The 25,350-nt window shown below is 72.1% G+C and carries 21 protein-coding genes and 1 pseudogene; 14 read left to right on the top strand and 8 right to left on the bottom strand.

Annotated elements, in window-relative coordinates; all coding sequences use genetic code 11:
- Position 1 precedes the first annotated feature (1 nt).
- On the bottom strand, positions 2-1,642 hold the full coding sequence (locus ACFO6Q_RS06650; RefSeq protein ID WP_380019810.1) for an FMN-binding glutamate synthase family protein: 1,641 nt from the start codon (positions 1,640-1,642) through the stop codon (positions 2-4).
- Positions 1,643-1,727: 85 nt separating this feature from the next.
- On the opposite strand from ACFO6Q_RS06650, the gene ubiA reads away from it, so the two are divergent.
- The 4 genes from ubiA (at position 1,728) to ACFO6Q_RS06630 (ending at position 5,848) form a co-directional block, all read left to right on the top strand.
- Positions 1,728-3,230, top strand: a complete 1,503-nt coding sequence (gene ubiA / locus ACFO6Q_RS06645; protein WP_380019809.1) for a 4-hydroxybenzoate octaprenyltransferase — start codon at positions 1,728-1,730, stop codon at positions 3,228-3,230.
- 65 nt (positions 3,231-3,295) lie between these two features.
- Positions 3,296-3,724, top strand: a complete 429-nt coding sequence (locus tag ACFO6Q_RS06640; RefSeq protein ID WP_380019808.1) for an antitoxin Xre/MbcA/ParS toxin-binding domain-containing protein — start codon at positions 3,296-3,298, stop codon at positions 3,722-3,724.
- A complete protein-coding gene (locus ACFO6Q_RS06635; RefSeq protein WP_380019807.1) occupies positions 3,721-4,173 on the top strand; it encodes an RES family NAD+ phosphorylase in 453 nt (150 codons plus the stop codon). The genes ACFO6Q_RS06640 and ACFO6Q_RS06635 overlap by 4 nt, the downstream gene beginning before the upstream one ends.
- A 94-nt stretch (positions 4,174-4,267) precedes the next feature.
- A complete protein-coding gene (locus ACFO6Q_RS06630) occupies positions 4,268-5,848 on the top strand; it encodes a serine hydrolase domain-containing protein (RefSeq protein WP_380019806.1) in 1,581 nt (526 codons plus the stop codon).
- Between the two features lie 48 nt (positions 5,849-5,896).
- Here the strand turns inward: ACFO6Q_RS06630 and ACFO6Q_RS06625 are convergent.
- Positions 5,897-6,061: pseudogene (locus ACFO6Q_RS06625) on the bottom strand (ECF-type sigma factor); the annotation flags it as partial.
- Between the two features lie 182 nt (positions 6,062-6,243).
- Positions 6,244-7,023 carry a ComF family protein gene (locus tag ACFO6Q_RS06620; protein WP_380019805.1) on the bottom strand — a complete coding sequence of 260 codons (780 nt, stop codon included), beginning with the start codon at positions 7,021-7,023 and terminating at the stop codon, positions 6,244-6,246.
- Positions 7,024-7,118: 95 nt separating this feature from the next.
- Here ACFO6Q_RS06620 and bioB point away from each other — a divergent pair, with 95 nt between their 5' ends.
- The 9 genes from bioB to ACFO6Q_RS06575 all read left to right on the top strand — a co-directional run bounded on the left by bioB (position 7,119) and on the right by ACFO6Q_RS06575 (position 18,434).
- Positions 7,119-8,132, top strand: coding sequence for a biotin synthase BioB (bioB, locus tag ACFO6Q_RS06615; protein WP_380019804.1), 1,014 nt, complete (start codon positions 7,119-7,121; stop codon positions 8,130-8,132).
- 86 nt (positions 8,133-8,218) lie between these two features.
- Positions 8,219-8,785, top strand: coding sequence for an ECF-type sigma factor (locus tag ACFO6Q_RS06610; RefSeq protein WP_380019803.1), 567 nt, complete (start codon positions 8,219-8,221; stop codon positions 8,783-8,785).
- Positions 8,782-11,517 (top strand): protein kinase domain-containing protein, encoded by a 2,736-nt coding sequence (locus ACFO6Q_RS06605; protein ID WP_380019802.1) that lies wholly within the window; start codon positions 8,782-8,784, stop codon positions 11,515-11,517. Before ACFO6Q_RS06610 ends, ACFO6Q_RS06605 begins: the two co-directional genes overlap by 4 nt.
- Before the next feature lie 103 nt (positions 11,518-11,620).
- Entirely contained in the window at positions 11,621-14,179 is a 2,559-nt protein-coding gene (locus ACFO6Q_RS06600) for a serine/threonine-protein kinase (protein WP_380019801.1), read from the top strand.
- 30 nt (positions 14,180-14,209) lie between these two features.
- The gene (gene bioF, locus ACFO6Q_RS06595) at positions 14,210-15,409 is read left to right on the top strand and encodes an 8-amino-7-oxononanoate synthase (RefSeq protein WP_380019800.1); all 1,200 of its coding nucleotides are present in this window, start codon (positions 14,210-14,212) and stop codon (positions 15,407-15,409) included.
- Entirely contained in the window at positions 15,406-15,813 is a 408-nt protein-coding gene (locus ACFO6Q_RS06590; RefSeq protein ID WP_380019799.1) for a DUF7079 family protein, read from the top strand. The genes bioF and ACFO6Q_RS06590 overlap by 4 nt, the downstream gene beginning before the upstream one ends.
- A gap of 1 nt (position 15,814) precedes the next feature.
- Positions 15,815-16,576 carry a pimeloyl-ACP methyl ester esterase BioH gene (gene bioH, locus ACFO6Q_RS06585; RefSeq protein ID WP_380019798.1) on the top strand — a complete coding sequence of 254 codons (762 nt, stop codon included), beginning with the start codon at positions 15,815-15,817 and terminating at the stop codon, positions 16,574-16,576.
- The gene (bioC, locus tag ACFO6Q_RS06580) at positions 16,573-17,445 is read left to right on the top strand and encodes a malonyl-ACP O-methyltransferase BioC (RefSeq protein ID WP_380019797.1); all 873 of its coding nucleotides are present in this window, start codon (positions 16,573-16,575) and stop codon (positions 17,443-17,445) included. Before bioH ends, bioC begins: the two co-directional genes overlap by 4 nt.
- A complete protein-coding gene (locus ACFO6Q_RS06575) occupies positions 17,442-18,434 on the top strand; it encodes a DMT family transporter (RefSeq protein ID WP_380019796.1) in 993 nt (330 codons plus the stop codon). Before bioC ends, ACFO6Q_RS06575 begins: the two co-directional genes overlap by 4 nt.
- A gap of 25 nt (positions 18,435-18,459) precedes the next feature.
- Here the strand turns inward: ACFO6Q_RS06575 and ACFO6Q_RS06570 are convergent, their stop codons facing one another.
- Together ACFO6Q_RS06570 and ACFO6Q_RS06565 are read right to left on the bottom strand one after the other, a co-directional pair.
- Positions 18,460-19,209 (bottom strand): MHYT domain-containing protein, encoded by a 750-nt coding sequence (locus ACFO6Q_RS06570; protein WP_380019795.1) that lies wholly within the window; start codon positions 19,207-19,209, stop codon positions 18,460-18,462.
- 31 nt (positions 19,210-19,240) lie between these two features.
- Entirely contained in the window at positions 19,241-20,014 is a 774-nt protein-coding gene (locus tag ACFO6Q_RS06565; RefSeq protein WP_380019794.1) for a hypothetical protein, read from the bottom strand.
- Between the two features lie 323 nt (positions 20,015-20,337).
- Here ACFO6Q_RS06565 and ppc point away from each other — a divergent pair, with 323 nt between their 5' ends.
- Positions 20,338-23,043, top strand: a complete 2,706-nt coding sequence (gene ppc / locus ACFO6Q_RS06560) for a phosphoenolpyruvate carboxylase (protein WP_380019793.1) — start codon at positions 20,338-20,340, stop codon at positions 23,041-23,043.
- Positions 23,044-23,110: 67 nt separating this feature from the next.
- Here ppc and azu read toward each other — a convergent pair whose 3' ends face one another.
- From azu to ACFO6Q_RS06545, 3 genes are read right to left on the bottom strand one after another with little or no spacing between them, the layout of a single operon-like run.
- On the bottom strand, positions 23,111-23,554 hold the full coding sequence (gene azu, locus ACFO6Q_RS06555; protein WP_380019792.1) for an azurin: 444 nt from the start codon (positions 23,552-23,554) through the stop codon (positions 23,111-23,113).
- A gap of 38 nt (positions 23,555-23,592) precedes the next feature.
- Positions 23,593-24,639 carry a DUF6607 family protein gene (locus tag ACFO6Q_RS06550; protein WP_380019791.1) on the bottom strand — a complete coding sequence of 349 codons (1,047 nt, stop codon included), beginning with the start codon at positions 24,637-24,639 and terminating at the stop codon, positions 23,593-23,595.
- Between the two features lie 11 nt (positions 24,640-24,650).
- The gene (locus tag ACFO6Q_RS06545; RefSeq protein ID WP_380019790.1) at positions 24,651-25,325 is read right to left on the bottom strand and encodes a hypothetical protein; all 675 of its coding nucleotides are present in this window, start codon (positions 25,323-25,325) and stop codon (positions 24,651-24,653) included.
- Between the last annotated feature and the right edge of the window lie 25 nt (positions 25,326-25,350).

Raw genomic sequence — 25,350 nt, 5'->3', positions numbered from 1 at the left:
CTCAGCGCAACTTCGTCGCCCGCCGCGCGGAAAGCTCGGTCGGCGCCGCGAACGTGTCCGGCCGCGACGCCGCCCAGAAGCGCTGGAACACCGCGTGCTCGGGTACGCCGGCGAGCAGCTCGCCTGGCTCGAGGAAGCGGTACAGCGCGGCCAGCGAGCGCACCTCGTTGCCGGACACGCGGCGGATCAGGTGCTCGGGGCCGAGTTCGGTCGGATGGTTCAGGCCCGAGGCCTGGATCAGGTCCTTCAGCGCCTTGAGCGTGTTCTCGTGGAAGCTCGCCACGCGCGCGGCCTTGTCCGGCACGTCGAGCTTCCGCCAGCGGCCCTTGTCCTGCGTCGCGATGCCGGTCGGGCAGCGGTCGGTGTGGCAGCTCTGTGACTGGATGCAGCCGAGCGCGAACATGAAGCCGCGCGCGGCGTTGCACCAGTCCGCGCCCAGCGCGAGCGTGCGCGCGAGGTCGATCGCGGTGATGACCTTGCCGCTGGCGCCGATGCGGATGCGGTCGCGCAGGCTCAGGCCGACCAGGGTGTTGTGCACCAGCATCAGCGCCTCGCGCAGCGGCGCGCCGACGTGGTCGGTGAACTCCAGCGGCGCCGCGCCGGTGCCGCCCTCGCCGCCGTCGACGACGATGAAGTCGGGCAGGATGCCGGTGGTGGTCATCGCCTTGGCGATGCCGAACCATTCCCACGGATGGCCGACCGCGAGCTTGAAACCGGTCGGCTTGCCGCCGGACAGCTCGCGCAAGGTAGCCACGAAGTGCAGCAGGCCCTCCGGCGTGTCAAAGGCGGAATGGCGCGACGGCGAGATGCAGTCCTCGCCCATCGGCACGCCGCGCGTGAGCGCGATCTCCGCGCTGACCTTCGGCGCCGGCAGCACGCCGCCGTGGCCGGGCTTGGCGCCCTGCGAGAGCTTGATCTCGATCATCTTGACCTGCTCAAGCACGGCCTTCTCGGCGAACCGCTCCGCGCTGAACACGCCGGCGCGCTCGCAGGCGCCGAAATAACCGGAGCCGAGTTCCCACACGATGTCGCCGCCGTTCTGGCGGTGGTACGGCGACAGCGAGCCCTCGCCGGTGTCGTGGTAGAAGCGGCCGCGGCGCGCGCCTTCGTTCAGCGCCAGGATCGCGTTCGGCGACAGCGAGCCGAAGCTCATCGCCGAGATGTTGAACACGCTGGCCGAGTACGGCCTGGCGCACTGCGGGCCGCCGATGTCGATGCGGAAGTCGTGGCTGTCGATCACGCTCGGCGCGAGCGAGTGGTTGATCCACTCGTAGCGCTCGGCGTACATGTCCAGCTCGCTGCCGAACGGGCGCACGTCCAGTTCGTTCTTCGCGCGCTGCTTCACGATCGCGCGCTGCACGTGCGAGAACGGCACCTCCTCGTTGTCCGACTCGACCACGTACTGCCGCAGCATCGGCCGCACGTCCTCGAAGAAGAAGCGGATGTGCGACAGGATCGGGTAGTTGCGCCGCAGGGTCGATTTCTTCTGCGCCAGATCGGCGACACCGATCGCCACCAGCACGCCGGCGACGATCGCCAGCAGCTGGTTCGCCGCGCCGTAGCGCCAGCCGGCGAGCGCCAGCACGAACACCAGCAGGCACAGCACGAACGCGAGATAGCGGGTGGGCAACCACTTGTCCATCGGCGACGACTCCTGAATGCGGCATGCGGCCGAACGGCAGCATAGCCGACGTTTCGCGAACGGCGTTGCCGCTAAACTTCGCGCCATGGAAGACATCGAGCGCCCGAAGACGCCGCGCCGTCGCCGCGCCGCGTCGACGGCCGGCGACGCGACCGCAACCGACGGCGCCGCCCCCGCAAAACCCGCACGACGCCGTGCCGCGCCCAAGGCCGGCGACGCCGCCGCGGACACCGCGCCGAAAGCGCCGCGCGCACCGGCGAAGCCGCGCGTCCCGCGTCCGGCCCGCACGAGCGACGACGGCGCGGACATCGCGCCGCCGGCAGCGGTGCCCACGCGCAGAGCCGCGCCGCGCAGCCGCAAGCCGGCCATCGCCCCGGCCGATGCGGCGCCCGCATCCGTCGAGGTCGCGTCGAACGCGCTGCGCGCGGACGACATCGCGCCGCGCGAAGCGCCGGCGCCAGCGCCGAGCACGCCTCCCATTCCCGCCGCGCCGCCGCGCGAACCTGCCCCCGCACCGGTCGTCGCGGCGAGCCCGCCGCCGTCCGTCGAGCGCCCATCCGTGCGCGAGCCGGCCGCGGACGTCGCCGAGGCGCCGGCGAAGATTCCGTCCTTCGCGCGCAAGCCCGAACCGCCGCGGCCGCTCCCCGCCGCGACGGCGCGCCCGGCCGACACCGCCAAACGGCCCGGCCAGGTGCTGGACTGGCTGCTCGAACGCCTGCCCCCGCGCCATCGCGGCCGCGTGCACGACTACCTCGTGCTGATGCGCATGGACCGCCCGATCGGCGCCCTGCTGCTGCTGTGGCCGACGTGGTGGGCGCTGTGGTTCGCGGCGAACGACTTCCCGCCGATCGGGCCGCTGCTGATCTTCACGCTCGGCGTGTTCGTCATGCGCGCCGCCGGCTGCGTCATCAACGACTACGCCGACCACGGCTGGCTCGACGCCAAGGTCGAGCGCACCGCCGGCCGCCCGATGGCGGCCGGGCGCGTGTCGAAGAAGGAAGCGCTGACGCTGTTCGGCGGCCTGCTCGCGCTGGCCTTCGTGCTGGTGCTGTTCACCAACGCGCTGACCATCCAGCTGTCCTTCGTCGGCGCCGCGCTCGCCGCGATCTATCCGTTCACCAAGCGCGTCACGCACCTCGCCCAGGTCGTGCTCGGCGCCGCGTTCGGCTGGTCGATCCCGATGGCGTTCGCGGCGGTGACCAACTCGCTGCCGCCGCTCGCCTGGCTGCTGTTCCTCGCCAATGTTCTGTTCTCGACCATCTACGACACCGAATACGCGATGGTCGACCGCGACGAGGACATCCGCGCCGGCGCCAAGTCCACCGCGATCCTGTTCGGCGACGCCGACCGCATCATCATCGGCGTGCTGATGGCGACCTTCGTGCTCGCCATGCTGCTGGCCGGCACGCGCGCGAACCTCGCCTGGCCCTACTTCGTCGGCCTCGCCGTCACCGTCGGCCTGTTCGGCTACCAGCAATGGCTGATCCGCGCGCGCGACCGCATGGCGTGCTTTGCCGCGTTCCGCCACAACAACTGGGTCGGGCTGGCGCTGTGGGTGGGGCTGGCGATGGCGCTGGCGGTGCGCTGAACCTGATTGCCCGGCTTGCCTCGGCCATTTGCCGCCTCCATAATGGCATCTGGCAGGAGGTGGCCATGAGTTCCGTTCCCCACATCGCCCAAGTGCTCGCGCTGCCGGACATCCACACCGACGGCGATCTCGTCGAGGCCATCGCCGAAGGCCTGCCGTCCGCCACTGTGCGGCGCCTGGAAGGCTACGGCTTCGCCGCGGCGGAGATCTATTCCGTGGTTGGCCCCGAACGCACCTTGCGCCGGCGCATCGGCGAGAAGTCGCCGCTGACCGCGCGCGAGGCCGACGGCCTGGTGCGCATGGCGCGCATCGCCGCGCTCGCCGACGACGTGTTCGGCGACCGCGAGAAAGCCCTGCGCTGGCTGCGCAAGCCCAAGCAGCACCTGCTGCCCGGCCACCGCGACACGCGCCCGATCGACCTCGTCGCCACCGAGCACGGCGCGCGCCTGGTCGAGAACCGCCTGCGCCAGATCCAGTACGGCATCGTCGCTTGACGTCGCTCTGGCGCCTGTCGGCGTACGACACGCTCGACGGCCTCGGCGGGCTCTACGCGGACGGGCGCTGGCACAACCAGGGCGTACGCATCGTCTACACCGCCGAATCCGCAGCCGGCGCGCTGCTCGAACTGCGCGTGCACCTGGAAGTCGACGAGGAAGACCTGCCCGACCGCTACCAGCTGCTCGAAATCGCGCTGCCGCCGGGCTTCACGATCGAATCGCTCGACCCCGCCACGCTGCCGAAGGACTGGACCCACCGCCCCGACGTGTCCGCCGAGTTCGGCATGACCTGGCTCACCGCGCAGCGCAGTCCCGCGCTGCGCGTGCCGTCGGCGATCCTGCCGGCGACGTGGAACGTGCTGCTGAATCCCGCGCACCCGGCGATGGGCGGGGTGCGCGTGGTGAGGAAGTTGCCATTGGAGTGGGATCGGCGGTTGTTCCGGTGAGGGATTGTCCGAGTCGCGGGTCTCGACGTTGATCCGGCGGGCCAGCCCGGCCCGATCGGCAAGCCCGGCCCAATGCCCCAAACGCGCAGGCCCCATGCCGGTGCCAGGCGCTGCGGGCGACGCGACCGTCCGCGATGTCCGTGCCCCGCGTCCGCGGACACTTCACGGCAGGTCTCTTGCAAAAAAAAACCGCGCGACACCGGGCGAATCGCGCTTGGTACGCTACTTGCTGCCGGCGATCGTCCCGTTCGCTCGAGAGGCCGCCGTGCTTCGTTCCTTCGTACTCGCAACGTCGTTGCTCGGCCTCGTGTCGGCTTCCGCTCTCGCCGACTCGCTCGGCCCGGATCAGATCCGGCGAATAGATGCCGACGTCACAGCGATACTCGATCGCACCAGAGCGCCCAGCGCGGTGGTTGCCGTCGTCCGGAACGATCGGATCGTTTTTCGCAAGGCCTATGGATTTCGTGACAGCGAGCGCCGGCTCGCTGCCGACGTCGGCTCGCTCTATGAAATCGGCTCGATCACCAAGCAGTTCACCGCCGCCGCAATCGTGCAGTTGCGCGACGAAGGCAAGCTCGCTCTCGACGACAAGTTGTCGAACTTCCTGCCCGATGCGCCGCATGCCGACGAAGTGACGCTGCGGCAATTGCTTTCGCACACGAGCGGGCTACCCGAGTATCTCGACGGGCCCGACATCGAAGAAGCCGCGACTCGGCCGGCCACGTTCGCGCAACTGATGGCGCGCATCGCAGGAAAGCCGCTGGTGTTCGCCCCCGGCAGCAAGATGGCCTACAACAACACCGGCTACATCCTTCTGGGCCGTGTCGTCGAGGTCGTTTCGCATCGAAGCTACCGCGACTACGTCCGCACGCATCTGCTCGACCGCGCCGGGATGAAGCGAACCTTCACCGTCGCCGACGAATCGCGGCTCGCCGGCATGGCGATCGGCTACCAGGTCAGGCAGGGAACCCTGCAGCGCGCACCGACGATCCACGACAGTTTCGGCTGGGCGGCGGGAAATCTGGTGTCGACGGTGGACGATCTGGCGAGCTGGAGCACGGCACTGGCGCGCGGGAAGATCGTCAACAAGAAGAGCTACGAGGAAATGACGACGCCGGCGCCGGTTTCCGAAGGAACCAGTGACTACGGTCTCGGACTGTTCGTCGATTCCGTTCGAGACCAGCCACGCATCGGCCATACCGGCGGCTCGTTCGGCTTCACGACGGCGGACGAGTTCTTCCCGAAGCAGAACCTGCGCGTCATCGCCTTCACCAACGGCAGCAGCGATCCCGAGCCGGGGGAAATGATCACGAATGCGATCTTCGACGATCTCTTCCCCGAGATCGCTGCCGCGGCGCGCAAGGCCGCATCCGGCGAAAATCCGGAGATCACCACGCAGACCAGAGCGCTGTTCGAGGAGCTGCAGCGAGGCAGCGGTGACTATTCCACGCTGGGCGGCAAGCTGGCCGCGAAGATGAAAAACGGGTTGGCGGGACGTCTAGCAGACCGGTTTTCCCCGTTCGGATCGCCGACGCGCTTCATCTACAAGGGCGCGCGCTCGGAGGGCAATCTTCACTGGCACGACTATCTGATCGAGTTCGGACCCGGCAGCCAGCTCAAGTTTTCCATCGGTCTCGACGAAGCCGCGAAGATCGCTTCGATTTCCTATGGGTAGGGAGTGACGGAGAACTGCGCTGATGGCGGTGTCCGGGCGCTCTGTACCCGCTGTGCGTAGGAAGACGTCGTGTACCAATGTGGTCGGCTGCAAGGTACCGAGGCCGTTGCGCTCCTCGGACAGGCGGCGCGCGGCCATCGTGCGCAGGTCGGCGTAGACCAGCGGCAACAGCCGATCGAGCGCGCCGGCGTTGCCGGACTGCCGCTGATCCAGTGCGTCACGTCCCTGTTCTCGCCCCCGCGCCGACGTCTCCGCTGCCGAGGGAGGGGCATTCTAGAGCGTTTTCCGGGCAATCCTTTGCAAGCACGCAGGACGTAGCCCGCTTTCACCTCTCCCGCTCGCGGGAGAGGTCGGCGCGCGCAGCGCGGCGGGTGAGGGGTTCGGAGTGAGGTTGTTCACTCCGGCTTTCCCTCATCCGGCCCTTCGGGCCACCTTCTCCCGTTTCCGGGAGAAGGGACGGCGGAGCGGCCCGGCGCCCTTGCCAGCGCCCACACATCGACTCGCGCGACACCCGCTGCACGCAGCGCACGCGCACATTCACGCAGAGTCGCACCAGTCGTCATGACGTCGTCGACCAGCGCCACATGGCCCGGCAACGTCGCGCCAACAGCCACCGCAAACGCCCCCCGCAAATTGCGCCGCCGCGTCTTCGCATCGAGCCCGGTCTGCGGCGGCGTGGCGCGCGTGCGCAGCAGCAGGTCGGCGCGCAGCGGAATGGCGAACGCGCGGGCCAGCGGCCGGGCGAGTTCCAGCGCCTGGTTGTAGCCGCGCTCGCGCAGCCGCGCGGTGTGCAACGGCACCGGGATCAGCAGCGCCGGAAGCGCAGGCGCGTCGATCGCCACACGCTCGATCATCAGCGACGACAGCACGCGGCCGGCGGCGAGGTCCGCATGGAACTTGAAGCGCGCTTCGAGCAGGTCCAGCGGGTGCTCGTAGCGGAATGGCGCCCAGGCGGCCGCGAACGGCGGTTCGCGTTTCAGGCATTGGCCGCACGCCGGGGCCGGCACCGCCAGCGGCAGGGCGCAGCGCGGGCAGCACACCGGGTTCGGTGCGAGGTCGCCCGCGCAGCCGGCGCACAGGTCGCGGCCGTCGGCGCCGGGCGCGGCGCAGAGCAGGCAGCGCGGCGGCAGCACGAGGCGCAAGGCGCGTGCCGCGAGGCCGTCAACTTTTTGCATCGGCTCCAGGTTGACAGCCCTCCGTTGGCCGCCGAGACTCGCCGGGCGCGCGACGCCGCCCGGCGAGCGCCCACTCTACCGAATCGGAAAGCCGCATGACCGCCATCCGCCACGACTGGACGCGCGAGGAAGTCCGCGCCCTGCTCGACCTGCCGTTCGCCGACCTGCTCGCCCGCGCGCATGCCGTGCATCGCGAGCACCACGATCCGAACGCGGTGCAGGTGTCGACCTTGCTCTCGATCAAGACCGGCGGCTGCCCGGAAGACTGCGCCTACTGCCCGCAGGCGGCGCGCTACGCGACCGGCGTCGAGGCCGAAAAGCTGATGAGCCTGGACGCCGTGCTGGCGAAGGCGAAGCAGGCCAAGGCCGCCGGCGCGACGCGCTTCTGCATGGGTGCGGCCTGGCGTTCGCCGAAGGATCGCGACGTGCCGAAGGTGGCCGCGATGATCGGCGCGGTGAAGGCGCTCGGCATGGAAACCTGCGCCACGCTCGGCATGCTCACCGACACGCAGGCGCAGGCGCTCAGGGACGCCGGCCTGGACTACTACAACCACAACCTCGACACCGCGCCGGAGTTCTACGGCGAGATCATCCACACGCGCGAGATGCAGGACCGCCTGGACACGCTCGGCCACGTGCGCGACGCGGGCCTGAAGACCTGCTGCGGCGGCATCGTCGGCATGGGCGAGACGCGCGAGCAGCGCGCCGGCCTGCTGCAGACGCTGGCGACCCTGCCGGCGCATCCCGATTCGGTGCCGATCAACCGCCTGGTGCAGGTCGCGGGCACGCCACTGGCCGGCACGAAGGAACTCGATCCGTTCGAGTTCGTGCGCACGATCGCCGTGGCGCGCCTGCTGATGCCCAGGTCGATGGTGCGCCTGTCGGCCGGCCGCGCCGAGATGAGCGACGAGCTGCAGGCGCTGTGCTTCTTCGCCGGCGCCAACTCGATCTTCTACGGCGAGAAGCTCCTGACCACCGGCAATCCGGACACCGAGCGCGACCTCGCCCTGTTCGACCGCCTGGGCATCCACGCGCTGCAGGTGGAGGTGGAGTCGGGCACGGTGCACGCCGACATCCTCGACCCCGCGCCGAGCTGCGCGGCGGCCTGAGCGCCGCGCTTCGAGGCCGCCCGCGGGCGGCCCGGGGCCGCCGGCCGGCCCGCCCAAGCACGAGGCCGCCTCGATACAATCGCCCGATGGACGCGCCGCCCGACCCGCACGACATCACCCGTCTGCTCGCCGCCTGGCGCGGCGGCGACGGCGAGGCGCGCGAGGCGCTGATGCAGCGCGTCTACGCCAACGTGCGCGCGATCGCCGCGCAGTCGCTGCGCAACATGCCCGGCGCGACCCTGAGCGCCACCGATCTCGCCCACGAAGCGCTGCTGCGCCTGCTCGGCAGCGAGCTGGACTGGGCCGACCGCCGCCACTTCTTCCACGTCGCCGCGCAGGCCACGCGCCAGGTACTGGTCGACGCCGCGCGCCGGCGCCTGGCCGACAAGCGCGGCGGCGACGTGCAGCGCGTCGAACTGGACGAGGCGAAATCGCTGGCCACGCCCGAGAGCGACGCGCAGCTGCTGCGCATCGACGAGGCGCTGCGCGATCTCGCCGCGAACGATTCGCGCCGCGCGCAGACCATCGAACTGATCTATTTCGGCGGCCTCACGCGACCGGAAGTCGCCGCCGCGCTGGACGTCTCCGAAGGCACCGTCGACCGCGACCTGCGGCTCGCGCGCGCCTGGCTGAAGACGGCCCTCACCGCGTGAGCACGCCGTCGCTCGACCGCTACGCCGACGATTTCGAACGCCTGCGCGCCCTGCCGCCGGACGAGCACGAAGCCGCCCTCGCCGCGCTGCCGCTGAGCGAGGACGAACGCGCCACCTTGCGCCGCCTGCTCGAAGCCGACACCGACGCCGACGATCCGCTCGCTCGCGCGCTCGGCGCCGGCGCGGCGCGCCTGGCGTCGCCGCACGGCGACCGCCTCGGTGCGTACCGGCTGATCGGCGAACTCGGCGCCGGCGGCATGGGCACGGTGTTCCTCGCCGAGCGCGTCGACGGCGGCTTCGACCAGCGCGTGGCGATCAAGCTGCTGCGCGGCTTTCCGACCGCCGACGGCCTGCGCCGCCTGCGCCAGGAGCGGCAGATCCTGGCCGGCCTGGACCACCCGCACATCGCGCGCCTGCTCGACGGCGGCGAGACCGCCGAAGGCCAGCCGTGGCTCGCGCTCGAATACGTCGACGGCCTCGACCTGCTCGACTACGCCGCGCACCACGCGCCGCATCTGCACGATCGCCTGAAACTGCTCGACGCGATGCTCGATGCGGTCGGCCACGCGCACCAGCGCCTGGTCGTGCATCGCGACCTGAAGCCGGCCAACGTGCTGGTCAACGCCGCCGGCGAGGTCAAGCTGCTCGACTTCGGCATCGCGCGGCTGGTCGATCTCGACACCGGCGACGCGCGCGAAACCTCCACGCGCGTCTTCAGCGCCGGCTACGCCAGCCCGGAGCAGCGCGAAGGCCGCGCGGTGACCACCGCCAGCGACATCTACAGCCTCGGCGTGCTGCTGCGCGAACTGGTCGGCGGCCGCGCCGATCGCGGGTCGCGCGCGCCGGCGCCGCTGCCGCTCGATGCGGAACTGGCCGGCATCGTCGCCAAGGCCACCGACGAAGATCCCGCGCGGCGCTACGCCAGCGCCGGCGAATTCCGCGACGACCTCGATCGCTACCGCGACGGCCGCCCGGTGCGCGCGGCGCCGATGACCAACACGTACCGCCTGCGCAAGTTCGTCGGCCGGCATCGCGTCGGCGTCGCCGCGGGCGTGCTGGCCGCGCTGGCGCTGGGCCTGTTCGTCTGGCGCCTGGATCGCGAACGCGATCGCGCGCTCGCCGCCGAGGCGGTCGCGCAGCAGGCACGCGTGGCGTCCGAGCGCGACGCCGAGCGCGCACGCGCCGCGCTCGGCTTCCTCACCGACGCCTTCGAGGCCGCCGCGCCGGAGAACGCGCTGAGCACGACCGTCAGCGTGCGCGACCTGCTCGACACGGCACGCGCCAAGCTCGACGCGCAGAAGCTCGATGCGGCGGTGGCGCGGTCCACGCAGCGCCTGCTCGGAAGCCTGTACAACGCGCTGGGCGAGACCGACGCGGCGATCGAGCTGTTCGGCCGCGGCCTCGACGGTGCGCAGGCCGGCGATCGCGCCGAGGCGCTGGCCCTGGCGCAGGACTACGACAAGTACGCCAACCTGCTGGGCACCAACGACCGCATCGAGGATGCGCGCGCGGCGCTCGACGCGGCCGCGGCGCTGCGCCGCAAGCATGCGCCGGACGATCTCGACGAACAGGCGCGCGACCTGATCTCGCTCGGCTTCCTGCATCACAACGCCGGCGAGGACGCGAAGGCCATTCCGATCCTCAAGCAGGTGCTCGCGCGGCCCGCGGGCGCCGCGCCGCTGCCGCTGTCGCTGGCCATGCACACGAGCCAGATGCTGGCTTCGCTGCTGTCGTCGAACGGCGATTGCGAGGCGGCGCTCGGTGTGGTCGAAGACGCTCTCACCCGCGCTGCCGGGCTGGCGCCGAACGCGCCGGACCGGCTGCTGCTGCTGCGCGAGCAGGCGGCGGCGCAACGCAGCTGCGGCCGTCCGGAGCAGGCCGAGCGGATCCTGCGTACGGTAATCGCACAGCAGCGCGAGCTGACCGGCGCCGGCGGCATGGAGATGCTGCAGCTGGACAACGAGCTGGCGCTCACCCTGAAGGATCTCGGCCGCTTCCGCGAGGCGGCCGAAGTGCTGCGACGCTCCACCCGGATCGACAACGAATCGAAGTACAACCGGGCCGTGCTTCTCGGCAACCTGGCGGTGGCGCTCGACGACGCCGGCGACTACGCGCAGGCGTTCGAGATGCACGCGCGCACGCGCGCCGCGCTCGACGGCGGCCAGTTCGACGCCGACAGCGACATCCGCCGGCGCGCGATGCGCAACGAGGCGCGCACGCTGGCGCAGACCGGGCAGCCCGAACGGGCGATCGCGATGCTCGCCGACTTGCGCGAACGGGCGCTGCGCGTCGACGGCGAGGCGTCCTTGGAATACGCGATGGTCACCTGGCAGCTCGCGCTGGCGCAGCGGCGCGCGGCGCACGTCGAACAGGCGGAGGCGCTCACCTCCGAGGCCGAACGGCTCTGGTCGGGGCTGGTGCCGCCGACGCACTCGGTCTTCGCGCACGTACATCGCCAGCGCGCCGCACTCGCCCTGATGCAGAACCGGCTCGACGTGGCCGACCGCGAAATCGCTGCCGCGGTCGCGATCGTCGAGGCGAATGCGGCGTCGCCGGTCGAGCTGGCCACGGTACGCAGCGAGCAGGCCGAAGTGCGCCGGCTGCAGGGGCGCAAGGACGAGGCGCGCACGCTGCTCGCGTCGTCGCTGCCGGTCATGCGCGACGCTTTCCTGCCGACGCAGATCTGGCTCGCCGCGGCCGAACGCACGGCCGCGCAGGTCGGAATGAAATGATCAGCACCGGCCGCCCCTCGCCCGACGTGCGGACTGCCGTGCAGCGCGACGCCGCGAGCGCGCGTCCGGCCCACGCCGGACTGGCGCAGGCGAGGCCCTGCGCGTGAGCACGCCCTCGCTCGACCGCTACGCCGAGGATTTCGAGCGCCTGCGCGCCCTGCCGCCGGGCGAACGCGAAGCCGCCCTCGCTGCCCTTTCGTTGAGCGAGGACGACCGTTCGACGCTGCGCCGCCTGCTCGAAGCCGACACCGACGCCGACGATCCGCTGGCGCGCGCGCTCGGCGCCGGCGCGGCGCGGCTGGCGGCGCCGCGCGACGAGCGCCTCGGCCCGTACCGGCTGATCGGCGAACTCGGCGCCGGCGGCATGGGCACGGTGTTCCTCGCCGAGCGCGTCGACGGCGGCTTCCACCAGCGCGTGGCGATCAAGCTGATCCGCGCCGGCCTCGGCGGCCGCGACGTGGTGCGGCGCTTCCGCATGGAGCGGCAGATTCTCGCCGGGCTGGATCACCCGCACATCGCGCGCCTGCTCGACGGCGGCGAGACCACCGACGGCGTGCCGTATCTGGTCATGGACTACGTCGACGGCGTGCCGATCGACCGCTACTGCCGCGAGCGCGACCTCGGCATGCGTGCACGCCTGGCGCTGTTCTGCGACGTTTGCGCCGCGGTGCAGTTCGCGCACCAGCGCCTGGTCGTGCATCGGGACCTGAAGCCGGGCAACATCCTGGTCGACGCCGGCGGCAGCGTGAAGCTGCTCGATTTCGGCATCGCGCGCCTGATCGAAGCCGGCGACGACGCGGCCGACCCGGCGACGGTGAATGCCTTCACGCCCGAGTACGCCAGCCCGGAACAGGTGCGCGGCGCGCCGATCACCACCGCCAGCGACGTCTACGCGCTCGGCGTGCTGCTCTACCGCATGCTGACCGGACGCAGTCCGTACCAGGCCGACAAGACCCGGCTCGCCGACCTGGTGCAGGAAATCGTCTCGAAGGAACCCGAACGGCCGAGCGTCAACCTCACCTCGCGCGCCGCGACGGGCGACGCGGACGAACCGCGCCCGCTCGACCTCAGGCGCCTGCAGCGCGAGCTGCGCGGCGACCTCGACAACATCGTGCTGATGGCGCTGCGCAAGGAGCCGGAACGGCGCTACGCCAGCGTCGAGCAGCTCGCCGAGGACGTGCGCCGGCACCTCGCCGACCGGCCGGTGCGCGCGCGCGGCGGCGCCTTCGCCTATCGCGCGCGCAAGTTCCTGGCGCGCAACCGCATCGGCGCCGCGCTCGGCGCGCTCGCGGTCGCCGCCCTGATCGGCACCGCGGCCTACGCGCTGCGTCAGGCGCACCTCGCGCGCGACCAGGCCGCGCGCGCCGAAAAGCACTTCGCCAACGTGCGCGCGCTGGCGAACCAGTTCATGGGCACCGTCTACGAGGAAGTGGCCTACGTGCCGGGCACGGCCAAGGCGCAGCAGACCCTGCTCGACACCAGCCTGGAGTACCTGCGCAACCTCGCCGCGGAAGCCGATCGCGATCGCGGACTGCTGCTTGAAGTGGCCACCAGCTACATCAAGCTCGCGCGCATGCAGGAGCGCATCGTCGCGCCGCCGGCGCAGCGCGAAGCCACCGCGGAACTGGCGATCGGCGTGATCGGACGGATCGAAGCGCTCGGCGGACGCGACGTGCATTCGCGCCAGCGCCTGCTGTCCGCCTATGGCCTGCTCGCCGAAAGCGAAGCGGCGCAGCAGAAGTTCGACGACGCTCGCGCGCGATTCGAGGCTGCCGCCGCGCTCGCGCGCGAGGACGTGCGCGCGGACGAGCCGGTGGCGCTGACGCACGCGCGCGCGCACACCCTGCGCACCTACGCCGAAGCGCACGACGTCGGCACCTCGGCCGATCAGCGCGTGGCGATGCTGAGCGACGCAAAGGGCCTCTACGCGGACGTGCGCCGCCGCGTCGAGGAAGGTCCGCTGCACGACGAGGCCGACAATTCCTATTCGGTGAACCTGCAGTCGCTGGCGCGGGCGCTGCTGGACCAGACCTCGAACCCGCAGCGCAAGGAACAGGCGCTCGCCGCGCTGCGCGAGGCGCAGGCCATCCTGGAAGGACTGCTCGCGCGCCGGCCGGACGACCTGCGCGCGCTGATCAACCTCATCGTCGGCCACACGGTCGCGGCCAATATCGCCGCCAAGAGCGGCGACTTCGCCGCCGCGCGCGGCGATTTCGCCAGGGCGCGCGAATACGACGCGCGCATGCTCGCGCTCGATCCCGAGCAGCAGCGCACCGGCCTCAACCGCATCAGCGTGCGCCTGTACGAAGTCGAAGCGGAGGCGCGTGCGCAGACCTCGCCGCGCGCGCAACTGGCGCAGCTGGACGAGATCGAGCGGATGCTGCACGCCCTGCCGCAGGAACTCGCCGGGCAGCCCGAAGGCGTCGGCCTGGGCGCGTGGCTGGACGGCCTGCGCGCCGAGTTCGAGCTGCGGCGCAGCGCGGAAGCCGACGTCTCCGCGACCGAGCGGCGCGCGCTGGCGCAGAAGGCCGCCGAACGGTTCGCCGACGCCAACGCGCGCCTGGCCAAGGCGCCGGGCACGATCGAGGAAGACTCCGTCGCGCTGCTGCAGGACGGCACCGAACGCGCGCGTGCCGCCGCGATCGCGCCGTCCGCCCGCTGAGCGCTGCAGGTCGATGCGCCGAATCGTGCCATGACTTCCCCGCGACCCGATCCCCTGCAGCGCCTCGCCGCCGAACAGGCGCGGCGCGCGCACGCGCAGCTGCGGCGGCGCGTGCGCACCGTTGCCACCGGCGAGGGCGCGCAGATCGTCGTCGACGGCCGCCGCCTGATCAATTTCGCCAGCAACGACTATCTCGGCCTGGCGCGGCATCCGGCCCTGGTCGAGGCACTCGTGCGCGCGGCGCGCGAGGACGGCGTCGGCGCCGGCGCGGCGCACCTGCTCGGCGGCCATCGCGACGAACACGCCCGGCTCGAGGAGGCGCTCGCGCGCTGGACCGGGCGCGAGCGCGCGCTGCTGTTCTCGACCGGCTACATGGCCAATCTTGGCGCGATCACCGCCCTCGCCGGCGCGGGCGAACCCGGCGCACGCGCCGAGCCGCTGCTGTGCGTGCAGGACAAGCTCAATCACGCCAGCCTGCTCGACGGCGCGCGGCTCGCCGGCTGCACGCTGAAGCGCTACGTGCACGCGAACGTCGACAGCGCCGCGCGCCAGCTCGACACGTATCCCGGCGATCCCGCGCTGCTCGCCACCGACGGCGTGTTCAGCATGGATGGCGACGTCGCGCCGCTGGCGCCGCTGGCCGCGCTGTGCCGCGCGCAACGCGCCGTGCTGATGGTCGACGACGCGCACGGCCTGGGCGTGCTCGGGCCGGACGGCGCCGGCAGCGTCGCCGAGGCGAAGCTGTCGCAGGACGAGGTGCCGGTGCTGATGGGCACGCTCGGCAAGGCGCTCGGCGTATCCGGCGCGTTCGTGGCCGGCAGCGCCGTGCTCGTCGACGGCCTGGTGCAGGCCGCGCGCAGCTTCGTCTACACCACCGCGATGCCGCCGGCCCTGGCCGCGGCGACGTGCACGGCGATCGACGCCGCCCGCTTCGAGGGCTGGCGCCGCGACCGGCTAGCGCGCTTGATCGCGCATTTCCGCCACGGCGCGCAGGCGCGCGGCATCGCACTGCTGGAATCGCGCACACCGATCCAGCCGGTGCCGGTGGGCGACAGCACGGCCGCGCTGGCCGCGTCGGCGCGGCTCGAAGCGGCCGGCTTCTACGTGCCGGCGATCCGTCCGCCGACGGTGCCGCCGGGGCAGGCGCGTTTGCGCGTCACGCTGTCGGCGCTGCATGCGGAGGGCGACGTCGAGCGGCTGCTGGATGCGCTGGCGGCGGCATGCGCATGAGCGGGACGGGCGAAGACATGCAGGCACGGCAGGCGGTGTGGTCGGCCCTGTCGGATCTGTATCTGGACAACTCCTATCGTGACTACGTGCGCGTGGCCGCGCGCGAACTCGCGCGCTCGCCGTACACGCCGGCCGAGCTGCGCTCAATCCTGTTCGACGAGGTGCACCCGGTGCTCGCACGCAATCTGTGTGCGATCGTTGGCGTGTGGGACCACTTTGATCAGGCGTGGCTCGCGCAGCGCATCCTCGCCAACCGGCGCCGGGTGCCCTGGCTGCGTCCGCGCGGCCGCTGCCAGCGCCGCTACGCCGCGCTGCTGTGGCGCCTGCTCGAGCCGCGCGTCGCCGGCCTGCGCGCGGCGACGGCGCCGCCGCGCTCGCGCTACGACTTCAACCTCAAGGAATGACGTGTTCATCGACGTTCAAGGCAACGGACCAGACCTGGTCCTGATCCACGGCTGGGCCATGCACGGCGGCATCTTCGCGCCGCTGCTGGAGTGGTTGCTGCCGCGCTTTCGCGTGCATCTGGTCGACCTGCCGGGCCACGGCCACGGCCGCGACGAGCCCGGTTTCGACGTCGCCGACTGCGCGCGGCGCATCGCGGCGCAGACGCCGCGCGCGCCGTGGGTCGGCTGGTCGCTCGGCGGGCTGGTCGCGTTGCACGCGGCGCGCGATTTCGCCGATCGCGTGCGCGGCGTCGTGCTGATCGCGTCGAGTCCGCGCTTCGTCGCCGCGCCGGACTGGCCGTACGGCGTGCCGATGGAGGTGTTCACCGCCTTCGGCACCGACCTGGAAACGCACTACCGCGACGCGATCGAGCGCTTCCTCGCGCTGGAGACGATGGGTTCGCCGAATGCGCAGGCGGAACTGCGCGATCTCAAGCGGCAGGTGTTCGAGCGCGGCGAGCCGTCCATCGCCGCGCTGCAGGACGGCCTGCGCGCGCTGGAGACGGAAGACCTGCGCGAGGACCTCGCACGGCTGTCGATGCCGAGCCTGTGGATCGCCGGACGGCGCGACCGCCTCGTCGCGCCGGGCGCGATGCAGTGGGCCGCACAGCACGCTCCCGGCGGCCGCTACATGGAACTCAACAGCGGCCACGCGCCGTTCATCGGTCACGCCGAGGCGGTCGCCGAAGCGCTGGCGGCATTCGAGGCGGAGCTGCCGGCATGAGCGCGGGCCTGGACCAGGCGCACGTGCGCCACGCGTTCGGCCGCGCGGCCGACAGCTACGAGGAACACGCGGTGCTGCAGGCCGAGGTCGGCACGCGACTGCGCGAACGGCTCGACGGCGAGGACCTCGCGCCGCGACGCGTGCTCGACGTCGGCTGCGGTCCGGGTGCGGGCGCGGCGGCGCTGCACGCGCGCTTCCCCGATGCGCAGATCGTCGCGCTCGATCTGGCCGTGCCGATGCTGCGCGCGGCGGCGCGCCACGCCGGTTCGCCGCCGGCGTTCGTGCGCGTCGCCGGCGATGCGCAGGCGCTGCCGATCGCCGATGCCAGCGTCGACCTGGTGCATTCGAGCCTGTGCCTGCAATGGTGCGAGGATCCGGGCCTGGCGCTGGCCGAGTTCCGCCGCGTGCTGCGGCCGGGCGGCCTGCTGTTGTTTTCCACGTTCGGGCCCGACACCTTGAAGGAACTGCGCGCCGCGTTCGCCGCGGTCGACGGCACGCCGCACGTGAGCCGCTTCGTCGACATGCACGACATCGGCGACGCGCTGCTGGTCGGCGGCTTCCGCGATCCGGTGCTCGAGCGCGACGATTTCGTCCTGACCTACACCGACGCGCGCACGCTGATGCGCGAACTGCGCGCGATCGGCGCGACCAACGCCGATACGCAGCGCACGCGCACGCTGACCGGCAAGGCGCACCTCGCGCGCGTGATCGAGGCGTACGAGCGGTTCCGCCGCGACGGCGTGCTGCCGGCCACCTACGAGGTGGTCTACGCGCAGGCGCGCGCGCCCGAGCCCGGCCAGCCGCGCCGCGAGCGCGGCGCGGACGTGGCGACCTTCCCGATCGAGCGCCTGCGCGGGAGCCGCCGTTGAACGCACCCCGCCACGCGGTCGCCGCGGTGCTGCTGGCGCTCGCCTCGGCGCTGTTCTTCACCGCGACCTACGTGCTGAACCGTGCGATGGCCAGCGACGGCGGTCACTGGGCGTGGTCGGCCGCGCTGCGCTATCTGCTGACCCTACCGATGCTCGCCCTGGTGATGCCGTGGCAGGGCGGCTTCGCGGCGGTGTGGCGCGCGCTGCGCGCGCATCCGTGGGTCTGGCTGGCGTGGAGCGGTATCGGCTTCGCGCTGTTCTGCGTCTGCCTGACCTGGGCCGCCGCGTTCGCGCCGGCCTGGCTGGTCGCCGGCACCTTCCAGCTGACCGTGATCGCCGGCATGCTGCTCGCGCCGCTGCTGTACCGCGACCAGCGCGCGCGCCTGCCGCGGCGTGCGCTCGCGCTCGGCGGCGTCATCGTCGCCGGCGTGGCGATCATGCAGGCCGGGCACTTCGAGGGCCGCCTCGACCGCGACGCCTGGCTCGCGCTGCTTTCGGTGGCCGCGTCGGCGTTCCTGTATCCGCTCGGCAACCGCGCGATCCTGCTGCACCTGGAACGCAGCGGCGAAACGCTCAACGCGACGCAGCGCGTGTTCGGCATGACGCTCGCCAGCCAGCCGTTCTGGTGGCTGGTCGCCGTCTACGCGGGCGCGTCGGCCGGCGCGCCGCCGTGGTCGCAGGTGCTGCTCGCGGCCGGTGTCGCGCTGTTCGCCGGGACGATCGCGACGATCCTGTTCTTCCAGGCGACCGGCATGGTGCGCAACGACCCGGCCGCGCTCGGCGCAGTGGAGGCGATGCAGGCGGCCGAACTGCTGTTTTCGACCCTGCTCGGCGTCGCCTTCCTCGGCGAAGCCGCGCCGAGCGGCTATGCCGCGCTCGGCGCGGTGCTGGTGGTCGCCGGCATCGTCGGCCTGGGTCTGCTGGTCGGCCGCGACGCCGCCGGCGACGCGCGTTCGACGCAGGCGCTGCGCACTGATCGCGGCGCCTGACGCACGCGCGGATCGGCGCGCACGTTCAGATGCGGACCAGGGCGCGGCGCTGCTGGCGCAGCAGGCTGATCGTCAGCACGGTCGCCAGCAGCACGGTGGTGACGCCGAAGATCGTCGCGCCCAGATACTGGCCGCCGATGCCGCCGGCGGTCGCCGCGGCCGCGCTCTCGCGGGTCGGGACGAACGTCGCCGCCGCCATGCCGAGGTAGTGCATGCCGCACACCGCCACGCCCATGATCATCGCGCTGCCGAGCATCTGCGCCACGCCGCGCATGTTGAACGCGAGCCACAGCGCCGCGCACGAGGCGACCACGGCGACCGCCAGCGACGCGGCGACCATGCCGGTGTCGTAGTGCGTGGTGGCCGCCATGCGCATCGCGGCCATGCCGGTGTAGTGCATGCCGCCGACGCCCAGGCCCATGAACAGGCCGGCCAGCCCGAGCTTGGCCCAGGAGAACACGCCACTGCCGGCGATCGCCAGGCCCGCCATGCACGAGAGCATGCCGATGATCGCCGAGATCAGGGTCAGCGGCACGTCGTAGGTGACCTGCACGTCCATCTGGCAGGCCAGCATGGCGATGAAATGCATGGCCCAGATCGCGCCGCCGATGGCCGCGCCGGAAGCGAGGATCGCGTGCGTGCGCTCGCGCGAGCTGTGCGCGGCGGGGATGCCGATCGCCAGCTGCAGCGCGGTGTAGGAACCGAGCACGGCGACCAGGTAGGACAGTGCGACGAGCATCGGGTCGTGAATGCATTGAATGGCGTGGTCGTGCATGGCGAATCCCCTCTCCGGTGGGCAAAGGCGGTCAGGCGGCGAACGTGAAGATGCAGGCGTCGGCGCCGGTGTTGCGGCAGAACGTCTCGACGACGCGCGGACGGCCCAGATGCCCTGGCTCGTTGAGCAGGCCTTCCAGGCAGCCGCGCAGGAAATGGCAGCTGGTGCCGCGATGCAGGCCGACGCCGGTGAACGGGCTGTCCTTGATGCGCAGCGTCTCGCCGTCGAGTTCGGTGCCGCGCAGCAGCTGGCGCATCGCCGGCAGTGCGATGTGGCGGATCGAATCGGCCAGGTTCAGGCGCGCGCCGAGGGTGTAGTCGCGCTTGTAGATCCAGGCGCCCAGGCGCGTGCCGGCGTAGCGCGACGTCGCCTCGCGATGCGCCGACGAGACCTCGTGCTCGAACGCGAGCATGCGGTTGAAGACGTCCGGGTACTCGCGCGCGAGCGCGCCGAGCAGCGCTTCGACGCGGCCGGGATCGGGCGCCGCGCCGGAGGGTTCCGGGCGCGCTTCGGACAGCAGCGTGCGCGGGCGCGCCGGCTCGGGCGCGGGCGGCGCGGCCGCTGCCGCGGCGTCGACGCTGGTCGCCTCGAAGCTCTGCACGATCGGATGACTGCCCAGGCGGTCCTCGAGCGCGAGCAGGTTCTGCTCCGGGCCGCGCACCACCATCGTCAGCACCACGCCTTCGTCGCTGCGCGTCATGCGCTGACGCTGCAGGGTGAATCCGCTGGCGACGATCAGCCGTCCCAGCTCGAGCAACAGACCCTCGCGGCGATCGGAAACGACGCGGAATTCGATATCGGCCATGAGTCCCTCTGGCAACGGTACGCGCAGACGCGCCTGCCGACGGGCGGCGTGGGTCCGCTGGCATCGCCCCGGCGGAGGGGCCGCCTGCGAACGGAAGGCTGCGGCTGGCGTCGGCGGGCCGCAGATGAATTCCACAGTTATCTTTGTGAAATTGGCGTCTGCATCGACCGGTTTTTCGTTCATTTCACGCGGAGTCTTCACGGAACTGCGACGGCAGTCCCATTCTCTTCTCCTCCGCGCGCCGGATCGCCTCGCCGGCAGCGGCACGCTGCAAAGCAGCACGACTTGCTAAGCTGCGCGTTCGTCCCTTCGGAGCCGACCGCGTGCAGGAACGTCGCGATGCCGATTTCCGCCCCCACGAGCAGGGCCTGCGCGACGACGTGCGCCGCCTCGGCCGCCTGGTCGGCGAGCTGCTGGTCGAACAGCAGGGCGAGGCGTTCTACCAGCGCGTCGAGTCGGCGCGCAGCGCCGCGATCCAGCGCCGCCTGAACGACGAGCCGACCACCGCTCTCGCGCGCGAGCTGGCCGGGCTCGACGCCGCCACCGCCGACGCGGTCAGCCGCGCCTTCTCGACCTATTTCCAGGTGGTCAACATCGCCGAGCGCGTGCAGCGCATCCGGCGCCGGCGCGACTACCAGATCGCCGGCGCGCAGCCGCAGCCGGACGGCCTGCACGACGTGCTGCTGCGCCTGAAGGAGGCCGGCGTCGGCGCCGACGAGATCCTGTCCGCGCTGCCGCGCATCGACGTCGAGCCGGTGTTCACCGCGCATCCGACCGAGGCCTCGCGCCGCGCCCTGCTGGAGAAGGAACAGGAGATCGTGCGCGCCCTGGTCGCCGATTTCGCCGGGCCGCGCACCGAGGGCGAGCGCGCGGTCGACTGGGCGCGCCTGCGCATGGCGCTGACCAGCGGCTGGCAGACCGCCGACATCTCGCACGTGCGGCCGTCGGTGCAGGACGAGCTCGATCACGTCGACTTCTATCTGTCCGACCCGATCTACCGCGTGCTGCCGGTGTTCTACGAGGTGCTCGAGGACGCCATGGTGGCGGTCTACGGCACCTGCCCGAAGCTGCCGCGCCTGCTGCGCTTCGCCTCGTGGGTGGGCGGCGACATGGACGGCAATCCGAACGTCGGTGCCGATACCGTCGCCGCAACCTTGCGCACGCAGCGCCGCATCGTGCTCGCGCGCTACCGCCACGAATGCGCCGAACTGGCGCGCCTGCTGACCCAGACCAGCGACCGCGTCGGCGTCGAGCGCGGCGTGCTGGCGCGCCTGGCCGACTACCGCGCCCTGCTGCCGGAGGCGGCGGCGAAGATCCGCCCGCGCCACGCCAACATGCCTTACCGCGGCCTGCTGCAGCTGATCGGTGCACGCCTGGCCGCGACCGCGCACGACGAGCCCTCCGCCTACCGCGAGCCGGCCGAGTTCGCCGCCGATGTCGAGCTGATCGCCGCCTCGCTGCGCGCCAACGGCGGCGCACACGCCGGCTGGTTCGCCGTGCGCCGCCTGCAGCGGCGCATCGCCGCATTCGGCTTCCATCTCGCCCGCCTGGACACGCGCCAGGATTCTCGCGTGCACGCGGCCGCGCTGGCCGAGGCGCTCGGGGAATCGCCGCCGGACCCGGCCCAGCTCGCCGCGCGGCTGGCACCGTACGCGAGCGGCGCGCAGGCACTGCCGATGCCGGCCGCGGCGCCGGCGCTGGAACCGACCGTCGCCGTGTTCGCCGCGCTCGCCGATGCGCGCCGGCGCTACGGCGACGCCGCGCTCGGCGTCTACGTCATCAGCATGGCCGGCAGCGTCGCCGACGTGCTCGCGGTGCTGGCGCTGGCGCGCGCCGGCAAGCTGGTCGAAGGCATCGGCACGGTGCCGCTCGACGTCGCGCCGCTGTTCGAGACGATCGCCGACCTGCGCGCCGCGCCGCAGACGTTCCGCGCGCTGCTGGCCGATCCGGTCTATCGCGCGCACCTGGCCGCGCGCGGCGACCGCCAGACGATCATGCTCGGCTACTCCGACAGCGCCAAGGACGGCGGCCTGCTCGCCGCGCGCTGGTCGCTGCAGCGCGCGCAGGTGGAACTGCTGGAGATCGCGCGCGAGGCCGGCGTCGCGCTGACCTTCTTCCACGGCCGCGGCGGCAGCGTCAGCCGCGGCGGCGGCAAGACCTCGCGCGCGATCATGGCCGCGCCGCGCGGCGCGGTCGACGGCCACTTCCGCGTCACCGAGCAGGGCGAGGTCATCCACCAGAAATACGGCGTGCGCGCGCTCGCGCTGCGCAGCCTGGAGCAGAGCGCCGGCGCCGTGCTGCTGGCCACGCTGCGGCCGCGGCCACCCGAGCCGCGCGAGAACCGCTGGCGCGAGGCGATGCGCCTGCTCGCCGACGACGGCGCCGCGCGCTATCGCGAGCTGGTCGTCGAGACACCGGAGTTCGTCGACTACTTCCGCGCCGCCACGCCGATCGACGTGATCGAGCGCATGACGCTCGGCTCGCGGCCGTCGCGACGCGGCGGCGGCAAGGCCGGCGTGGCCAGCCTGCGCGCGATCCCGTGGGTGTTCGCCTGGACGCAGTGCCGCTCGAACCTGCCCGGCTGGTACGGCGTCGGCAGCGCGTTCGACGCGGCCGCCGCGCGCGGCGACGAGGCGGTGCTGCGCGAGATGGCGCGCGACTGGGCGTTCTTCCGCACGCTGATCGGCGACCTGGAAATGGTGCTGGCCAAGAGCGACCTCGGCATCGCCGAGCGCTTCTCGCATCTGTCGGGGCCGCTGCACGCGGCGTTCTTCCCGCGGCTGGCCGAGGAGTTCCGCCGCACCGTGGACTGGGTGCTGCGGCTCAAGGACGCCGACCGCCTGCTCGCCGACGATCCGCGCCTGGCGCAGTCGATCCGCCTGCGCAATCCGTACGCCGATCCGATGAATCTGATCCAGGCCGACCTGCTGCAGCGCTGGCGTGCGGCCGACTGCCCCGACGACGAGGTGTTCGGCGCGCTGGTGTCGAGCGTGCACGGCGTCGCGCAGGCCCTGCAGAACACCGGCTAGGAACGGTCGCGCCGCACCGGCCGCTCCGTGGCCGGCGCGGCGCCCGTTCCCCAAGCGCGAGCGGCGCTCAGTTGCGCCGGATCGTTCCCTTCATCACGCTCCAGTGGCCGGGGAACGAGCAGAAGAACGCGTAGTCGCCGCCGGCGGCGAGCTTGTCCGCGGCGAAGGTGACCGTAGCGCTCTCGCCGCCGCCGACGACCTTGCTGTGGGCGATCACGCGCGCGTCGTCCGGCTTGACGTAGTCATGGTCGAGGCCGGCGGTGGCGCCGTCGGTGGCCACGCCCTGCAGGTCGGCGGCCTTCGCCACCACGACGTTGTGGCCCATGAGGTTCTTCGCCAGCTTGCCCGAGTGCTTGAGGTGGATGGTGAAGTCCTTGCAGCCGGCGTCGACGACGATCTCCTTCTTGTCGAACTGCATCATGTCGTTGCCGTCGAGTTCGACGGTGCAGCCGGCGGCGGCCGCGGAGGCCGATCCGGCCAGCAGGGCGAGTGCGGCGAGAGTCTTGAGCATGGCGCGGGTTTCCTTCGTGTCTGGATTGGGAGCGGTCGTCACGGCGAGCGCGAGGCGATGCCGGCGGCGGACGCGCGGACGTATTCGTCGAACACGGCGCGGATGTCGGCCGCCGGCACCGTCTCGCCCTTCTCCGCGCGCTCGGCCAGCGCGAAGAACTTCTCGATGCGGGGCTCGCCGTTCGGTTCCGGACTGGTGGTGAAGTTCGGGTGCGCGGCCTCGTAGCGCGCCCACTCCGCGCGCAGGTCGGACCAGAACGCCGTGGTCTTCTTCCAGTACTCGCGGCCGGCGCCGAAGTCGTAGTCGGCGATGCGCGTGTAGCTGTTGATGCCGCGCTCGCGCGCCAGTGCCTGCACGCCGCCGCCGGGCGTCAGCGCGAGCTTGGTGTTGTCCTGCTCGTGCACCCAGCCGCCCGGCGTCAGCGCGTGGCGGTTGATCACTTCCAGCGCCTGGTAATCGCTGCGCTTGGTGTATTCGCGCCGCGGCAGCGGACGCCAGACGCGGGCCGATTCCCACACGTTCTCGCCGTTGGCGTGCACCCAGCGGCCGACGCCGGCGTAGCGCGGCGCGTCGTCGACCTCGTACACGGTCTGCGACCAGGCCCCGCGCGCGTCCGCCTCGGCGACCGGCTGCGTCTGGAAACGGCCCAGGCCGCGGAAGCTCAGGATCTGCCTGGGCTGGTACTGCCAGTCCTGGCGCCAGTGCTTGACCACGGTGTGGTCCTTGCCGAGCACGAGGATGTGCTGCAGCGAGATGCGCTCGCCGGTGTCGGCGATGACCTCGACCAGCTCGGTGCCGCCCGAACGCTGCGCCGCACGCGGCGCGTAGCCGGGCGCGAGCGCGGCGGTCTCGTCGAAGGCGAAGCGCACGCGGAACTCGCCGGCCATCGCGAGGATGCTCTTGCGGTCGCACTCGAACGCGGCTTCCGGCGTCGACGGCGTCGACGCACACGGCGGCGTGTAGTTGGCCGGCGCGGCTTCGGCCAGCGGCCTGGGCGCTTCCTTCGCCGGTTTGGCCGCGTACGAGGCGCAGCCGGAGAGGGCCAGGACGGCTAGCGCGACAAGGGCTGGCAACGAGGGACGCATCACAATCTCCTTCAAGCGGAATGCAGAGGCGAAACGAGCTCGGCGCCTTCGCTGCGCGCGATCGCGCGCGACAGTTCCAGGCCGAGCAGGGAAAGACGCAGCGGCGGTTGCGCGTCGAGCGTGCGCAGCCACGGCAGGCGGCCGAGTTCGAAGCGCAGAACGCGCGCGCGCCAGGCGCTGCCCAGGCGCGCCAGCGCGCCGCGCAGGAAGGCCGCGTGTGCGTGCCAGCGCGTGGGTTCTTCGCAGGCCGGCGCCAGGCGCGTCGCCGCCGCCATCTCGTCCCAGGCCAGGTAGTCGGTATCGGGCAGCAGGAACAGCTTCGCGCGCACTTCGTCGCGGGCGTCGCGGAAGCTGAGCCATTCGCGCGGGCCGTGCGGGGTGACCGCGGTGTGCGCCGTGATCGAGCGGCAGCGGCCGAGCACGGCCAGCGCCGGATGCTCGAGCAGCACGATGCCGCGCGCACCGATCAGCGCGCGCAGCGGCGACGGGCGCCGCTCGCGGCGTTCCAGCCAGAGCACCGCGCCCAGGCGCGGCAGCCATTCGGCCAGGCGCGGCAGGTCGAGCACGACGGGATCGGTCGAGGCGGCCGGCGCGGCCTGCGGCGCGGGCGCTTCGCTCCAGCGGCCGAACGGCTCGTCGACGGGATCGGGCGGCAGCGCATTCCAGTCGTCGTGATGGTCGCTCATGCTCCGCCCTCTTAGGCCGGTGGTC

It is taken from the genome of Dokdonella ginsengisoli (genome assembly GCF_042652785.1).
Taxonomy (GTDB): Bacteria; Pseudomonadota; Gammaproteobacteria; order Xanthomonadales; family Rhodanobacteraceae; genus Dokdonella_A; species Dokdonella_A ginsengisoli.
The sequence above is the reverse complement of the archived record's forward strand: the minus strand, read 5'-3'. Positions and strand labels throughout refer to the sequence as shown.

Bases quoted from the DNA above. Each gene is read 5' to 3' on its own strand.
- ACFO6Q_RS06545 (WP_380019790.1), bottom strand. From the start codon at position 25,325: ATGAGCGACCATCACGACGACTGGAATGCGCTGCCGCCCGATCCCGTC.
- bioC (WP_380019797.1), top strand. From the start codon at position 16,573: ATGAGCGCGGGCCTGGACCAGGCGCACGTGCGCCACGCGTTCGGCCGC.
- ubiA (WP_380019809.1), top strand. From the start codon at position 1,728: ATGGAAGACATCGAGCGCCCGAAGACGCCGCGCCGTCGCCGCGCCGCG.
- ACFO6Q_RS06565 (WP_380019794.1), bottom strand. From the start codon at position 20,014: ATGGCCGATATCGAATTCCGCGTCGTTTCCGATCGCCGCGAGGGTCTG.
- ACFO6Q_RS06640 (WP_380019808.1), top strand. From the start codon at position 3,296: ATGAGTTCCGTTCCCCACATCGCCCAAGTGCTCGCGCTGCCGGACATC.
- ACFO6Q_RS06610 (WP_380019803.1), top strand. From the start codon at position 8,219: ATGGACGCGCCGCCCGACCCGCACGACATCACCCGTCTGCTCGCCGCC.
- bioB (WP_380019804.1), top strand. From the start codon at position 7,119: ATGACCGCCATCCGCCACGACTGGACGCGCGAGGAAGTCCGCGCCCTG.
- ACFO6Q_RS06630 (WP_380019806.1), top strand. From the start codon at position 4,268: ATGCCGGTGCCAGGCGCTGCGGGCGACGCGACCGTCCGCGATGTCCGT.
- ACFO6Q_RS06590 (WP_380019799.1), top strand. From the start codon at position 15,406: ATGAGCGGGACGGGCGAAGACATGCAGGCACGGCAGGCGGTGTGGTCG.
- ACFO6Q_RS06650 (WP_380019810.1), bottom strand. From the start codon at position 1,642: ATGGACAAGTGGTTGCCCACCCGCTATCTCGCGTTCGTGCTGTGCCTG.
- ACFO6Q_RS06620 (WP_380019805.1), bottom strand. From the start codon at position 7,023: ATGCAAAAAGTTGACGGCCTCGCGGCACGCGCCTTGCGCCTCGTGCTG.
- ACFO6Q_RS06550 (WP_380019791.1), bottom strand. From the start codon at position 24,639: ATGCGTCCCTCGTTGCCAGCCCTTGTCGCGCTAGCCGTCCTGGCCCTC.
- azu (WP_380019792.1), bottom strand. From the start codon at position 23,554: ATGCTCAAGACTCTCGCCGCACTCGCCCTGCTGGCCGGATCGGCCTCC.
- bioF (WP_380019800.1), top strand. From the start codon at position 14,210: ATGACTTCCCCGCGACCCGATCCCCTGCAGCGCCTCGCCGCCGAACAG.
- ACFO6Q_RS06570 (WP_380019795.1), bottom strand. From the start codon at position 19,209: ATGCACGACCACGCCATTCAATGCATTCACGACCCGATGCTCGTCGCA.